This window comes from Flavobacterium sp., assembly GCF_044341265.1.
In the GTDB taxonomy this organism is placed as follows: Bacteria; Bacteroidota; Bacteroidia; order Flavobacteriales; family Flavobacteriaceae; genus Flavobacterium.
Genome location: NZ_JBIISA010000010.1, coordinates 23,962 through 40,324 on the forward strand (window position 1 = coordinate 23,962; position 16,363 = coordinate 40,324).

Annotated in this window: 11 protein-coding genes; 1 reads left to right on the plus strand and 10 read right to left on the minus strand. The window is 32.6% G+C overall.

Annotated elements, in window-relative coordinates:
* Positions 1–4: 4 nt before the first annotated feature.
* From ACIQ06_RS06835 to ACIQ06_RS06855, 5 genes are all read right to left on the minus strand, one after another.
* Positions 5–2,761, minus strand: coding sequence for a PD-(D/E)XK nuclease family protein (locus tag ACIQ06_RS06835; RefSeq protein WP_396144792.1), 2,757 nt, complete (start codon positions 2,759–2,761; stop codon positions 5–7).
* A 63-nt stretch (positions 2,762–2,824) separates the two neighbouring features.
* A complete protein-coding gene (locus tag ACIQ06_RS06840; RefSeq protein ID WP_396144794.1) occupies positions 2,825–4,240 on the minus strand; it encodes an OmpA family protein in 1,416 nt (471 codons plus the stop codon).
* A gap of 131 nt (positions 4,241–4,371) precedes the next feature.
* Positions 4,372–5,562: a glycine C-acetyltransferase gene (gene kbl / locus ACIQ06_RS06845; protein WP_396144796.1), complete on the minus strand. Its 1,191-nt coding sequence runs from the start codon at positions 5,560–5,562 to the stop codon at positions 4,372–4,374.
* Positions 5,563–5,597: 35 nt separating this feature from the next.
* Positions 5,598–8,747 (minus strand): UvrD-helicase domain-containing protein, encoded by a 3,150-nt coding sequence (locus ACIQ06_RS06850; protein ID WP_396144798.1) that lies wholly within the window; start codon positions 8,745–8,747, stop codon positions 5,598–5,600.
* Between the two features lie 52 nt (positions 8,748–8,799).
* Entirely contained in the window at positions 8,800–9,333 is a 534-nt protein-coding gene (locus ACIQ06_RS06855; protein ID WP_396144800.1) for a GNAT family N-acetyltransferase, read from the minus strand.
* A 115-nt stretch (positions 9,334–9,448) separates the two neighbouring features.
* Here ACIQ06_RS06855 and ACIQ06_RS06860 point away from each other — a divergent pair, with 115 nt between their 5' ends.
* Positions 9,449–10,054: a superoxide dismutase gene (locus ACIQ06_RS06860; RefSeq protein WP_396144802.1), complete on the plus strand. Its 606-nt coding sequence runs from the start codon at positions 9,449–9,451 to the stop codon at positions 10,052–10,054.
* A gap of 415 nt (positions 10,055–10,469) precedes the next feature.
* Here ACIQ06_RS06860 and ACIQ06_RS06865 read toward each other — a convergent pair whose 3' ends face one another.
* The 5 genes from ACIQ06_RS06865 to ACIQ06_RS06885 form a co-directional block, all read right to left on the minus strand.
* On the minus strand, positions 10,470–12,368 hold the full coding sequence (locus ACIQ06_RS06865; protein ID WP_396144804.1) for an amidophosphoribosyltransferase: 1,899 nt from the start codon (positions 12,366–12,368) through the stop codon (positions 10,470–10,472).
* 70 nt (positions 12,369–12,438) lie between these two features.
* Positions 12,439–13,362, minus strand: a complete 924-nt coding sequence (locus ACIQ06_RS06870; protein WP_396144806.1) for a PfkB family carbohydrate kinase — start codon at positions 13,360–13,362, stop codon at positions 12,439–12,441.
* A gap of 122 nt (positions 13,363–13,484) precedes the next feature.
* Positions 13,485–15,212, minus strand: coding sequence for a hypothetical protein (locus ACIQ06_RS06875; protein ID WP_396144808.1), 1,728 nt, complete (start codon positions 15,210–15,212; stop codon positions 13,485–13,487).
* A 55-nt stretch (positions 15,213–15,267) separates the two neighbouring features.
* Complete coding sequence (rnhA, locus tag ACIQ06_RS06880; RefSeq protein ID WP_396144810.1) at positions 15,268–15,747, minus strand: ribonuclease HI; 480 nt, start codon at positions 15,745–15,747, stop codon at positions 15,268–15,270.
* A gap of 43 nt (positions 15,748–15,790) precedes the next feature.
* Entirely contained in the window at positions 15,791–16,354 is a 564-nt protein-coding gene (locus ACIQ06_RS06885; RefSeq protein ID WP_396144813.1) for a phosphoribosylglycinamide formyltransferase, read from the minus strand.
* Positions 16,355–16,363: the final 9 nt, after the last annotated feature.

Sequence of the window (16,363 nt, forward strand, 5' to 3'; positions counted from 1 at the left end):
AGTTTTAAACTTTCTCTTCAAAAGCCACATCACTACTCAAAATTGCATTTAATAAAACCACAATTTCTTCAATATAACTTTCCATTATTTCGGGTGAAATTACTTCTAATGTTTCTTTGCTTTCTTTAAATCCAAAAGGTAAAAATCCATTTTTCAAGTTTTTGAATGATATAATTCCGGCTTCGATTTCTAATCCTTTGGCATCTTTTTCATACATGAAAGCATAAGCAAGAATTTGGATTATTTTGTCGTTTTTGATGTCTTCTGTTAATCCATTCCACGATTTTAAAGTAACACTTAGTTTGGTAACATTTCCAGTTTTATAGTCGATGATTCTGATTTTGCCGTTACGATTTTCGATTCTGTCTACATTTCCAGCAATTTTTACTTTAAATGGTAATTTCGGATGTTCTAAAACGCGTTCTAGATGTTTTTCTAAAGCAATAATCTGAATTTCATCGCCGCTTTGAATGGCTTCTAATTCTAATTTTAGAAAATTCAATACATTTCGTTTGGCAACTTCAAAAGCTAGAAGATTTCTTCCTTTTTTGATTTCGCCTTCTTTGTATACTAATTTGAATTGTTTCAACACTTCATCATCGATGTTTTTGATGCAAATTTTAATATCATTTTCAATTAAAATTTTACCGATAAAAGGTTTATACAATTCTTCTAAAGTTCCGTGAATTATTGTTCCAAGAGTATTTACTGCGATATTTTCTTCTACTTCATCAGTTTCAGAAATACGCAGAATTCTTTGAAAATAAAACTGAATCGGATTTCGAATATACGTTGTCAATGCTGAAGGTGAAAATCCTTTATCGGCGATTTCTTTCAATCGCATCAACACTTTTTCCGATTTTGGAATGACTAATGGTTGGTGTGCTATTTCAGGAACATTGGCGTTATACGTTTGAAATGTCAAGTTGTGATTTGGTTGTTTTTCGACTTCCAATTGTGTTATAAAACGACTACGTTCTCCAGCATCCAAACCTTCACTATCGGAATTATATAACAAATAAATATTTTTAGCACGTTGTAATAAGTGATAGAAATGGTAGGTATAAATCGCATCTTTTTCTTTGAAAGTTGGTAAACCGTACTCCTTTTTAACATCATACGGAATGAACGAATTCATACTTTTTCCAGCTGGAAATTTGCCTTCGTTAACCGATGTGATTATTACGGTTTCAAAATCGAGCACACGACTTTCAAGAACTCCCATAATTTGCAATCCGTTCAAAGGTTCACCTTCAAAAGAGACTTCGGCAACATCAATTACCTGTTTGTAAATAGCAAATAAAGTTTCTACAGAATCAATATTTGAATTGGATGAAAAATAAGAAATCATTTTGTTTATCACTTTGAAAATAGAATAAACAAAGGCATTCGTAATCTTTTCTTCTTCGTTGTCTGAACTTAAATTGGATTTGATTTTAAGCAAAATCTGACTCAAATTTTCCAAAATAGCAACAGAAGATGTGTCCCATTTTTGAAAAATCAATTGAAATAATTCATTTTGATTTTCTTGTAATTCTAGGATTCGTTTATGAACTATGAAAGTATAATTGTTTTGATTGATTCTGTTTACCAACTCTTTAGCATTGATGTAAGGTTCAATCAGCGGATGCGTTAGAATATCCAAAACATCTTTGTAATAAAACACATAACTCGATGCGTTTCTTGAAATTGCGTTAGTATGCGCTTTAAATAGTTTGGCAATCAACAATTGAGCAGGATTATTTTTACTTGAATAACCCATCGTAATATTTAAAGCATCAACATTAGATGGAAGCGAATATAAAATGGGAACCAAAAGTGATTCTTCACCGAGAACTACGGCAACATTTTGAAGTTTACTTTCGTTTTTATTGCTGTATTTTTCAATGATTTCGCCAACTATTTTGGCTTGACCAATAGCTTTTGGAGTACCAATGACTTGAATGTTCTTTTCTTGCTTAAAATCACTTGTAATCCATTCATACGGATTGGTTTTATAATAAGGCCAAGTTGATTTGAATCTACGCTGAAAAAGTCCTGTATCGTGAAATGGATCATTCAAAAAGGTTTCATCAATATCCCAATAGATTTTGGCTTTATCAATCGCTAAAAGATGTTGAATTATTTTTTCTTCTGCGTGGTTTAGAGCATTGAATCCAGCGAAAAGGAATTTTTTATCTTTTATAGTTTCTGAAAAATGATTCAAATTATCAACGGCTTCTCTATAAATTAAACCTTGATAACCAATTCCTTTATTCAATAAATAATTATAAAGCGAATGATAGTATAATGGAAGTTTTTTCCAGAAAATTAAATATTTATCAATTAAGTCGGTTCGTTTATCGATATCAACAGCCCAATGCTCTACTTCTTTTATGTTTTCTAGATATTTTAAAATCTTGTCAGGTTCAAGAAGATATCTATCTATTTCGTTGAAGTCTTGAAGTAAGGTTTTAGCCCAATTGGCAAAGGTTTCAAAAGATTCTTGATCTTTCTCGGTAACAGATAAATAAACATTGTAAAATTCGAATAACAATTCAACACTATCAATAGAACGAATTCCAGCAATGTCTTGAACAAAGTCTTCAATACTTATAATTTCAGGAGAAAATATGGTTTGAGTCGTTTCTTTTTTGAGTTCATCAATAAGAAAAACTTTAGCTCTTCTGTTAGGCAGAATGACTATTAAATCTGAAAAGTTATCAGAATAGTCGGTAACAATTATCTTGGAAAGTTTATTTAAAAATGAGTTGTTATTCATTTTATAAATATAAAAAAAACGCCTCGAAAATCGAGGCGTTTCTTGAAAATATTTTGGAAGAAATTATTTTACTAATTTCACTTCAACTCTTCTGTTGTTAGCTTTACCAGCTTTAGTTTTGTTAGAATCAATTGGCATTGACTCACCGAAACCTTTAGATGATAATCTTGAAGCAGAGATACCTTTTTCGATTAAGTAATTTTTAACTGCTGCAGCTCTGTTTTCAGACAAAGTTAAGTTAGCAGCATCTTTACCATCAGAATCAGTGTGTCCTTCGATTGAGAAGTTAGCACTTGGGTATTCTTTCAAGATAGCAGTAATAGCTTCTAATACTGGGTAAGTTCTTTGTTGGAAAGTAGCTTTGTTAGTATCAAACAAGATAGTTTTAGCATAATCATTTAATCTTTTGATAGCTTCGTCAGAAACTTCAGGACAACCTTGATTAGCTACAGTACCAGCAAGATCTGGACATTTGTCATCTTTATCTAAAACTTTGTCACCATCTCTATCTGGCCATGGACAACCTTTGTTTTCTTTAGGACCTTTAACGTCTTTACAAGCGTCATCTTTATCAGCAATACCGTCACCATCAGCATCTGGACAACCATTTAATGATTTTAAACCAGCTACATCAATACAAGCATCATCTTTATCTTGAACACCATCACCGTCAGTATCAGGACAACCGCTGAAATCAGCTAAACCAGGAACTTCTGGACAAGAATCTTTAGAATCTTCGATTCCGTCTCCATCTGTATCAGGACACCCTTTGAATTCTTTTAAACCAGCAACCTCTGGACAAGCATCATCTTTATCATACAATCCGTCTCCGTCTGAATCTTTAGCACCAAATTTGAAAGTTAAACCTCCAAAGTGTTGTAAATGAGTTGGAACATCAATTGAAGGATTTCTTGAATCATCAAATGAATGCTTGTAAGTTGAACTAAATGATAAACCTACTTGCTCAGTGAACCAGAAAGTTAAACCTAAACCTCCGTTGATTGTACCAGCAGATGCATCACCTAACCAAGTATAACCTCCACCAACGTGTACAGATGGGTCAATTTTTTTTGATTTGATTGCGTTCATAAAGCTGTATTTAACAACTCCATCAACACCGTAATACATTAAATCACCAGGATTAACTACAGTGTAATCATTAGTGTTTGTTGCAGGATCGTAAGTTCTTTCACCTACTAGTCTTGTAATTTTGTTTACAGATCCAGTTACTCCAAAAGAGAAATTATCTCCTACATATCTTGACACACCAATAGTAGAAACTGATGGTAAAATACTCCAGTATCTTTTTGCGTCAAAGTATTGAGAAAATTGGTCTTCTATTTTAGAAGCCGCGCTCACTCTTGCTCCGTCTACTGCGTTTGCTCCAAACGAAATAGCCCATTTGTTGTTACTATCTTGTGCTTGAGAACTTAATCCTAAAAGCATCAATAAAGCAAATAATTTGTTAAGATGTTTCATACTTAATTTTGTTAGATTATATACATATAATGGTGCAAAAGTAATGCGATAAAATGAATTATCAAAATGAAAAGCTTAAAATGTGGGAATTATGAAATAATTCTACAAATTTATGCAAATAAACAAGTTAGTTAAATAACGCTCAAATTCTTCGCAACTTCTGTAAAAGCTTGTATTGCTTTGTCTAAATGTTCTTTAGTATGAGCTGCAGAAAGTTGCACTCTAATCCTTGCTTTATCTTTTGGAACCACTGGATAAAAGAAACCAATCACATAAATTCCTTTCTTCAATAATTCATCTGCCATTATTTGAGAAAGCTTGGCGTCATACAACATCACTGGTACAATTGCAGAATCGCCGTCAATAAAATCAATTCCTGCTTTTCTCAAACCTTCTTTGAAATAATTAGTGTTCCATTCTAGTTTATCTCTTAATGATGTGTCTTTTTCTAATAATTCAAATACTTTAATAGATGCTCCAACAATTGCCGGTGCCAATGAATTTGAAAACAAATACGGACGAGAACGCTGACGTAAAATTTCAATAACTTCTTTTTTGGCTGTTGTATATCCGCCCATTGCGCCACCAAGAGCTTTTCCTAGTGTTCCTGTGATGATGTCGACTCTTCCCATTACGCCTTTGGCTTCAAGCGTTCCTTTACCTGTTGCGCCTATGAAACCTGCAGCGTGACATTCATCAACCATTACTAATGCATCGTATTTATCGGCTAAATCACAGATTTTATCTAATGGCGCTACTAATCCGTCCATTGAGAAAACTCCGTCTGTTACGATAAGTTTGAAACGATGTCCTGCTTCGGTAGCTTTAATCAATTGACTTTCTAAATCTTCCATATTGGAATTTTCATAACGGTAACGTGCCGCTTTACACAAACGAACACCATCAATAATAGAAGCGTGATTCAAAGAATCGGAAATAATACAATCTTCTTCTCCTAATAATGGTTCGAAAACACCACCGTTTGCATCAAATGCTGCTGCATAAAGAATAGTATCTTCTGTTCCGTAGAAATTGGCAATTTTTTGTTCTAATGTTTTATGAATATCTTGAGTTCCACAAATGAAACGCACAGACGACATTCCAAAGCCGTGAGAATCTAATGCATCTTTTGCTGCTTGAACGACTTCTGGATGTGATGACAATCCTAAATAATTGTTGGCACAAAAGTTTAAAACCGTTTCACCGTTAACTGTAATTTCTGCACCTTGTGGAGAGGTTATAATTCTTTCTTTTTTGAAAATACCATTTTGCTCAATAGTATTTAGTTCGTTTTGCAGGTGTTGTTGAATTTTTCCGTACATATTTTAGTTCTTTATTTGTCGTTTATTGTTTGTGGTTACAAATGTAACACTTCAATTGTTTCTCCTATATATATGAGTGACTTTTTCTCTACTTTAAAACCCATATCTTCAATAGATTTTTGATAATTTTCAAGTTGGGTTTTGTGTTTTGGCAAATGTTGTCCAGTTTTATAATCTAAAAGAAATACTTTTTTGTCTTTAGAAATCGACATTCTATCAGGTTTTACGATATTTCCATGTTTTTGAATAATGGTTTGCTCGTTCATTACTTTATTTTCCTCTGAAAAGTATTCTGTTAATTCTTTGTGATTTACAATTTCATAAATCGTTGCCAAAACTTCTTCTTTTTGACTTGAAATTATTAATCCGTTTTCAATAGCTTTTGTAATTGCCAAATCAATATCGTTTATGGTTTTTACAAATGCCAAGATTTCGTGAATGATATTTCCGAATTCAATCGCTTTTTGTTGTTTTGTATTCCACATGATGCTTTCGCGTTGTGCAATTTTGATGTTTTTCGGATTTAATGTTTCTGAAAGCTGAGGAATCGTTAACGTATTTGAAACTGCTTCTTTGGTTGTGGAGATTTTTTCATTCGAACCAAATTCGTATTCCAATTGCTCTTTATTGAATTCACTTCCTAAAAATTCGATAAAGAACGTCGCCATATTATTAGGCAATTCTCCTTTGCTGTTTTCAGAAACCAATCCTGAAATTACATACAATTGTTCTTCGGCACGAGTTAACGCAACGTACAAAACGTTGATGTTGTCTAATAAATCTTCTTCTTTTTTCTGACTATAAACTTTGGAAGCTTCTTCACCAAAATTCTCGACGTCTTTGTTTTTAGAAACTAATGCTTTTGGTAAACCAATTTGTTCTTCATCGGCTGTAATCCAAATTTTATCTCCCAAGTTTTGCGAATAATTTTGTTCTGCAAAAGGAAAAATCACCACTGGAAATTCCAAACCTTTAGATTTATGAATGGTCATAATTCTAACTGCGTCATTTCCTTCAGGCGATGGAATGCTCAGTTTCTCCGAATTGTTTTCCCAATAAGAAAGAAAATCGGAAATTCCAGATTGCTTTTTCAAATCGTGTTCCAAAATCAAATCCAAGAAATATTGCACATAAGCATTTCGTTTTTCAATTGGAATCACTTTTGAAATTATGATTTCAGTTGCTTCATAAAGTGCTTTTTTGCGAATGTTTTGGAATGAAAAATCGACATCAATTTCGGTTAGCCAATTTTGAAATTCCAATTCGTTTTTCAATTCCATTCCTTTGGATATAAAATCGTGAATTGGCAATTCTGATTGATGATTATTAGCTAAATAATACAAGAAATTAGCTTTTGATTCTAAATCATTTGAATTTTTTAAATATCGCAATATATAAATACAAGTTTGCACTTCGGAAGATGCGCCAAGCAACAAACTTTCGGAAGAAACTATCGGAATTCCGTTTTCAATTAAATGATTAGCAATAGCAGTTCCTGGTTTTTTATTTCGAGTTAAAATTACAATGTCTTTATAATTGAATCCGTTGGCTTTTACTTTCAAAATGGTATTTAAAGTCGCTTCCAAATACAAATCGTTTTTATCCAAACTATCTTCATCGGAAACTTCTTCTTTATCGATTTTTGGAATAAAACTCACATTTACATAACCACCTTTTTTATCATTAAATTCTTGATGAGAATGGTTTTCATACAAATCTTTGTAATCTTGATTAGCAAATTTGGATGCTAAAAATTTGAAAAACTTATTATTAAAATCAATTACTTGATCATAACTTCGCCAATTAATTCCAAGTGGAAAAAGCTCTTTGCTTGGATTCACAAACGGATTTTTATCTTTACTTAATTCGATAAATTGTTCGGCTTTTCCGCCACGCCAACGATAAATTGATTGTTTTGGATCACCAACAATCATCAACGAACCGCGAGCTCCATCTAAATCTTCACTCGAAAGAGCATTATCAATCAACGGAATCAAATTTTGCCATTGCATTTCGGAAGTATCTTGAAATTCGTCTATAAAAAAGTGCTTGTATTTTTCACCTAAACGCTCATAAATAAAAGGCGCTGGTTGGTTTTGAATTTGCTCGTTTATCAATTTATTAAATTCAGCAATCGAAAGTATATTTTGCTCTTTTTGAATCTCTTGCAGTTTATTGCTCAACGTATTCATAAGAGAAAGCGGCGTGATGTTTTTTAAGAATGCTTCGTAGAAATTTTTCTTTTCAAATTTGGTGTAAATCGATTTTAAAATAGCCAATAATTCGGGAATTATGCTTTCGATGATTGCTCCGTCTTTAGCCGTTTTGTTGATTTTTATATCTTCAAATTCGTGATATGTTTTATTATTCGGATTGAACTGACCTTCTTTAATTTTATTCAAATGATTAGGAAAATGTCCTGCTGAAAACGATTTTAAATCAATTCCATTTTTATCAATCAAAAGCAATGCTTCTGTGGCTTGAACAATGGTTTCAGCTTCAATTTCTTTACAAAATTCTATTAGTTTGTTCTTGATTTCAACAAATTCAGCAATCGATTTATTGTTGAAATGACTAATTTCTTCTCGATTATTTTCGTTTAAAATTAGTTTTCCGGTTTCCATAATTTCACGCGAAACGTCCCAACTTTTATCGTCATCGGTTTTTTCCATTGTGAAATTTACAAGAAGATTGGTCAAGGTTTCATCTTCGCCGGCTTGAGCAATAATGGCATCAACGGCTTCTGTTAAAAGGTTTTCGGTGTCAAGCGAAACATCGAACGTTATTGGTAAATTCAAATCGTGCGCAAAGGCTCGAATGACTTTGTGCGTGAATTTATCAATGGTTGAAATATCAAAAGCAGCGTAATTATGAATCAGATTCTTAATAATACTTTTGGCTTTTTCTTTAATATCAAAAAGTGAAATTCCGGTTTCTGAATGAATGACTTGCATTAAACTCAGTGCTTTTTCCGAAGGATTATCTTTTGCGAATTCTGACAAACTATCTACCACACGACTTTTCATTTCGTGCACCGCTTTGTTTGTAAAAGTAATGGCTAGAATGTTGCGATAGGCATCTTGTTTTTTAGATAAAAGAATGATTTTGAGGTATTCTTTTACCAAAGTATAGGTTTTACCCGATCCTGCCGATGCGTCGTATATGGAGAAAGCTGGTTTTTGCATAGTTTTTTACACGAATTTCACGAATTAGCACGAATTTCTTACTGACTAAGAATTACACGAATTTTTCATTTTTATTTATTTGATAAATATAATTCAATTTAGAATCTTCTCCGTAGTATTCAACTTCAAATTCGTCAATTTTTATTCCTCCTATTTTTCCCATTGCTTTTTGAGAACGAATATTAAAAGCTCCTATATGAAAATAAATGGTATCTACATATTGAAAAGCATAGTCCATCATAAGTTTTTTTAATGCTTTGTTGTAGCCGTTTCCCCAAAATTTTCTTCCTATAAAGGTGTAACCTATTAATATAGAATTGGTTTCTGGATTGTAATCATAAAATCTACTGCTGCCAATAGGTTCGTTAGTTGTTGCTTCTCTAATAAAAAATGCTCCTTTAGATTGTATCGCTCCTTCGAAGAAATTTTGAAAAACGTCTTTTTGATATCGTAATTTATTAGGATGTTGTTCCCAAACTAAAGGATCGGAAGCTACTTCATACAATTCTTCAAAATCATTTTCATGAAGCGGAACTAGTTTTATCAATTCGTTTTGCAAATGTTTGGGCTGAATATCAAATGTCATTTAGTTCTATTATAGGTTTTATCAATGTAATTATGTAAAAAAAGTATTTTCATTTACAAAGATAAATGTATAAATTTGAAATCAATTTTAGTATTAACTTATAACAAAAAATATCATGGCATTTGAATTACCACAATTACCTTACGCATACGACGCGTTAGAGCCACATATTGATGCAAGAACAATGGAAATTCACCATTCAAAACATCACAATGCATACACAACTAACTTAAATGCAGCCATTGCAGGTACTGACTTAGAAGGAAAATCTATTGAAGAAATTCTTAAAAATCTTGATATGACTAAAGCAGCTGTTAGAAATAATGGTGGCGGATTTTACAATCACAATTTGTTTTGGACTGTTATGTCTCCAAATGGTGGTGGACATCCAAAAGGTGATTTGGCTGCTGCAATTGAAAAAGATTTAGGTTCATTCGACGAATTTAAAGCTGCTTTCGCAAAAGCTGGTGCAACTCAATTTGGTTCGGGTTGGGCTTGGCTTTGTGTAAAAGACGGAAAATTAGAAGTTTGCGGAACTCCAAACCAAGATAATACTTTAATGCCTGGCGTTGGTTGTGGCGGAACTCCAATTTTAGGAATGGATGTTTGGGAACACGCATACTACTTGCATTATCAAAACCGTCGTCCAGATTATATTGAAGCTTTCTTTAATGTAATTAATTGGGATGAAGTTTCTAGAAGATACGCTGAAGCTAAATAATACTTAGTCTTATAAAAATCAAAAACCGGTTGTGTGTGCAACCGGTTTTTTTTGTGTGTGAATTTTTAAAAAGACGTTCGCGAGAGCGAACGCCTTTTTGCCCCAAATCTACCATAAACTTAACCTACTAATTCTATGGTACTACAAACATAATAGGAAGACACCTACAAATGCAGTTAAAATGGCTTAATATATTGGGATGATAGGCAAATGAGAGTAAATAAACCTTTTTGAAAGTGGAACTTATAGAAAATAAAAAAGGTGAAATTTCTTTCACCCTTTTTGCCCCAAATCTACCATAAACTTAACCTACTAATGCTATGGTCCTCCAAAGATATATGGCGGTGTATTGTGTTTCAAAATATTATTGATGAATTACAATAATAATCGATGAAATACACTATTTATACTATTTTTAATAAGCTCTAGCGTCTTTTCCTTCGTAAAAGTTCATAAATGCTCTATTTACAACACGATTTCCACCTGGTGTTGGATAGTCACCAGTGAAGTACCAATCACCTAAATTCTTCGGACATGCTATATGTAAATTGTCAACCGATTGAAAAATGATTTTTACTTCTGCTTTTATATCACTTGAAGTTAATAATTGAGCTGTTTTATTTGATATTTCTATATCGCTAAATGGCGAATATATTTCTGTAACGTAATTAACTACTTCTGAGTCTTTTAAGTCTTCTTGAGCTTTGCATTTTTTATAAACCTTATCAACAATTTTATATTGATTTCGCTCTTTTAAAAGTTCTATTGCCGCTTGAAAAGCTACTAATCCTTCTAGTTTAGCCATATCAATTCCGTAGCAATCTGGATACCTAATTTGTGGTGCCGATGAAACAACAACTATTCTTTTTGGATTTAATCGATCCATCATTTTGATGATACTCATTTTAAGAGTTGTACCTCGAACGATACTATCATCAATAATTACCAAATTATCGGTTGGTTTAATAACTCCATAGGTAACGTCATAAACGTGTGCAACCAAATCATCACGATTGGCATCATCAGTTATGAATGTTCTTAATTTGGCATCTTTTATAGCAATTTTTTCAGTTCTGATTTTTACAGATAACAATTCTTCCAAAGAATCTTTGGTTAGCTTTTTTCTATTATCAAGAATGAACTTGTTTTTTCTTTGATTCAAGAAATCATTAGCCGCTTCCACCATTCCATAAAAAGAGGTTTCGGCTGTATTTGGAATATAAGAGAAAACCGTGTTGTCCGTATCATTTTCAATCGCTTCAAGAACCGCTGGAAGTATTAATTTTCCTAATTCTTTACGTTCTTGATAGATTTCGGCATCGCTTCCTCTTGAAAAATAAATTCTTTCAAACGAACAAGCTTTTTTAACTGTTGGAACAATTATTTCTTCTTCGGTAACTGTTCCGTTTTTCTTAATTATTAATGCGTTTCCAGGTTGCAATTCTTGTACTTTGTCAAAAGCAACATTGAAAACTGTTTGAATAACTGGTCTTTCTGAAGCTACTACAACAATTTCATCATCTTCATAGAAATAAGCTGGACGAATTCCTGCTGGATCTCTAAATACAAAAGCGTCGCCGTGACCAAAAAGTCCTGCCATAGCATAGCCACCATCCCAACCTTTGGAAGCACGTTTTAATATTTTAGCAACAGGAAGTTTTTCAGCAATTACTGGTGAAGCTTCTCTTTTTGATAATCCGTTGTTTTTACATTCTTGGTATAAATCGGTAACCTCATCGTCTAGAAAATGTCCGATTTTTTCCATTACGGTCACTGTATCCGCCATTTCTTTTGGATGTTGTCCTAATTCTAACAAACTATTGAAAAGTTCTTTAACATTCGTCATGTTGAAATTTCCGGCAACAATAAGATTTCGGTGCATCCAATTATTTTGACGCAAAAAAGGATGAACACTTTCAATACTGTTTTTTCCAAAAGTTCCGTAACGCACATGACCAAGAAATAATTCTCCGATATATGGAATATTGGCTTTTTGAAGCGCCACATTATCAGCGTATTCTGGATGTAAGGTCAATTCTTCGTTTACACGTTCATTGATTTGTTTAAAAACATCTTGAATCGCTTGTGCATCGTTGGAACGAACGCGGCTTATGTATCGTTCGCCTGGTTCAACATCAAGTTTAATCGATGCAAATCCGGCACCGTCTTGACCGCGATTGTGTTGCTTTTCCATGAGAAGATACATTTTCTGTATTCCATAGAAAGCCGAACCGTATTTTTCTTTGTAGAATTCTAACGGTTTTTTTAATCGTAAAAGTGCAATTCCACATTCGTGTTTGATTGCGTCACTCATTGTATTGTAGTTTAGTTGTGTGTTGTATTTTCAAATAAAAATGCCCCGATAATTTCGAGGCATAAATTTATTATAATTCTATATCAAAATGTGTTAAAGCTTTGAATTGTTTCAATCTTTCTTGCACTTCTTCTTTTTTCAATGATTCCATTCTTTCTGTTCCGAATTTTTCTACGCAGAACGATGCTAAGTTAGAACCTTGAATAATCGCAGTTTTCATTGTATTAAATGAAACATCGCCTTGTTGCGCAATATATCCTGAAAAACCTCCTGCAAAAGTATCTCCTGCACCTGTTGGATCAAAAACATCTGCTAATGGTAATGCTGGTGCAAAGAAAATATGTTCGTTATGGAAAATTAACGCACCGTGTTCTCCTTTTTTAATAACTACATATTTTGGTCCCATCGTATGGATTTTAGCAGCAGCTTTCACTAAAGAATATTCTCCTGAAAGTTGACGAGCTTCTTCATCATTGATTGTAATTACATCAACGCGTTTGATAACGTCTAATAATTCTGGCAAAGCACAGTCCATCCAAAAATTCATTGTGTCAAGAACTACTAATTTTGGTGTTGATGTCATTTGATTTAAAACACCTGATTGAACTAATGGATGTAAGTTTCCTAACATTACTACTTCGGCATTTTTAAAATCTTGAGGAACAACTGGATTAAAATCGGCAAGAACATTTAATTCTGTTGCTAAAGTATCTCTAGAGTTCATATCGTTGTGGTAACGACCGCTCCAAAAGAAGGTTTTTCCGCCTTTTACGATTTCAATTCCTGAGATATCGATGTTTCTTGCGGTCAATAAATCTAAATATTCTTGTGGAAAATCTTCACCAACAACCGAAACGATTCCTGATTTTACATTAAAATGCGAAGCTGAAAGTCCGATAAACGTTGCAGCACCACCAAGAATTTTATCTGTTTTTCCAAAAGGAGTTTCGATAGCATCAAAAGCAACCGTTCCTACTATTAAAAGTTTGTTCATTTTTACGTTTTCAAATTAAAGGTGCAAAGATAAACTTTAGTTTAGAAGTTTAAAAGTTTATAGTTTAAAAGTTTAAAAGGATTTAGGATTTAGGATTTAAATTCTACGCCAATTGAAATAGTTTATTTTTCATAGAATTTCCAGTCATCAGTAAGTTTTACTATCAATCTGAAACTATTTTCATAATAATCATCCCATTCTTTTGGATCTTCTGGGTTATATTCAGAAACAATATAATCGCCATTGTCAATAATAAAACCATTAGGGTTACTAAACATAAAAACCATTTTTTTAACCATTATATCACTGTTATAATCACAGGATTTGTCAATGTAAAGATTGCCTTTGTAGATATGGAAACAAGCTCCTTGAAAACTTCGGTGCGTGACACTTCTTTTGAGATCAAACTCTAATGCTTCATAACTTTTATCCAATAACTCATTAAGTTCATTTAGCCCTTTTGGTTTTTGTTGTACCGCATGTCTGATGGTAACAGCAAACTCAGGTGATTGGATAAGAATAGTGTCATTTTTAGTAAAAACACCTATTTTTTCCTCTGATGGATAACCTTCTTTTTTGAGTAAGTCGATTAATTTATCAGTTATACGTTCAGTTGTTTCGAAGAGAACAACGGATTCTTTTCGGTTTTCCAATCCATAATCTGCTTGGTCTTCGTTAAGTAAATCGTTGATTTGTTTTTTCAAGTTGACGTTCCATTTGCTTTGAGACAATTTGCAAATGGAATCATATTTTTTAGTGAAACTTTTCCACTCGAGATTTTTTTTCAGACCATTAAATATTTTTGAATTGAAATAAGGTAATTCAATTCCTTTTTTGGCAAGTTCTTCGCCCCAAATAAAAGCGTTTTTCATATCTCTCGACAAAACTGCTACCCGAATTGCATTATGAATATCTCGCGCAAAAAGAGTTGGATATTCTTTTGCTAAAAGCATATAAGTTTCTTTTGCTTTGGCATATTGTCTTGTCAAAATAAAAGTTTCGGCTTTTTCAGTAAGTTGATAATATAGTGGAACTTCTTTTTTGATTTGGTTTTTAGGGTCATTGACTTGAACATTATTTTCAATAATTTTAACAAATCGCGGAGCATTTTTGTCTTTTTTTGGTGAGATTATTCCTTTTCTCTTTTTCTGAGTAAAAAACATCTCGCCAATATTATAAAAATGAGTAAAGCAAGACAATTTACCAATACTTAAAACCGAGTTTTTATCCACTTTGAAACGAACTTTAAACGGAGTCGAGCTAGGAAAGTTTTTTCTGAAATTTATTTTGTGAAACTCCAACGAATTAAGTGTGTCCAAAACAAAACTTTCTTTCCTTTCAATACCTTGATAAGTAACTCTAAAATCAACCATGTTAAAGTTTCCAAAGCTTATAATAGCGGTGCTTTTCTTTAATTCTCCAACTGAAATTTCTACAGCATCAACAGGAGGTTTTCCTTTGAAGTCCAAAGAATTCCATCCGCTAGTAATTTGTCCTTCAATTTCAGCAATACTGTCTGATATTGAAAAAGTACATTTTTCAATTTGCACATCAGTGTAATAAACATAATAATATTCAAAGAAATTAAAAGTCCTTTTATCTCTAGAAGCAAAATCAACGCCATAATTTATAATTCCTTTATAGTCTGAAGGATCGAGATAATAGGAGGCAGTGTCGTTTTCTTTTCTAAGATATAGAAAACTGTTTTTTGTTCTTAAGTCATATTTGTTTTCTTCAAATTTATAAGCGTTGAAGTCTTTCTGAGTGAAGAATTTTAACTCCTTTGGCTTTTGTTGTGCAAATAAACAAAAGGTAAACAAAAAAGTAGTGATAAGAATTTTGGTTTTCAAAATTATAGAAGTTGGTTTTTTGAATTAACGCAGAAATTATCAAAAAAGTACAACATTACAACAACTTCCCATCTTCATTTTCATAAAAAGCATCAATCGATAAATTGGGTAAACCTGATGCGTAAACGGCTAATTCGTCACAGCGTTCGTTTTGTGGATGGTTGTTGTGTCCTTTAATCCATTTGAAATCTACTTGGTGTTTTCTGTACACTTTTAGAAAGCGTTTCCATAAATCAGCGTTTTTTCTGTTGGCAAATCCTTTCTTTTCCCAACCTAAAACCCATTTTTTCTCAACAGAATCCACAACATATTTAGAATCAGAAATCACTAAAACCTTCATATTTGGATTTTTTAGTTTTTCTAAACCTACAATTACGGCTAGAAGTTCCATTCTATTATTGGTTGTTAAACGAAAGCCTTCGTAGAATTCTTTTATATGTGATGTGCCAACAAGTTCCATAACAACGCCATAACCACCGTTTCCGGGATTTCCTTTGGCTGCGCCGTCGGTGTAGATGTGGACTTCGTGTTGCATTTTAGATTGTTGGATTATTAGACTTCTTAGATTATTGGATTAATTAAACTTCTAATAATCTCTCTATAACTTCAGGAAAATATTGATGCTCTAGAACGTGGATTTTATCGGCTATTTCTTCTGCGGATTTGCAATCTTCAATATTTACAGATTTTTGGAAAATGAATTCACCTTCATCATAATGTTCGTTTACATAATGTATAGTGATTCCGGTTTCTTTTTCTTTGTTTTCTAAAACCACTTGATGTACATTCATTCCGTACATTCCTTTTCCACCGTAATTAGGTAAAAGTGCTGGATGAATGTTGATTACTTTATTAGGATATGCTTTTATAATGTGTTCAGGAAATTTCCATAAAAATCCGGCAAGAACAATTAAATCGGGTTGAATTTTGTTTAATTTTTCTAAAACAATTCCTTCATTTAACTCTTGTCTATTGAAAACTTGAGAAGGAACGTTTAAGTTTTTTGCTCTTTCTAACACTTTGGCATTAGGATTGTTAGTGAAGACTTCGAATACGTTCACAAGATTTTTTTTATTGAAATGTAATATGATATTCTCGGCGTTAGAACCCGATCCAGAAGCGAATATTACTATTTTACTCATTTACCTGTA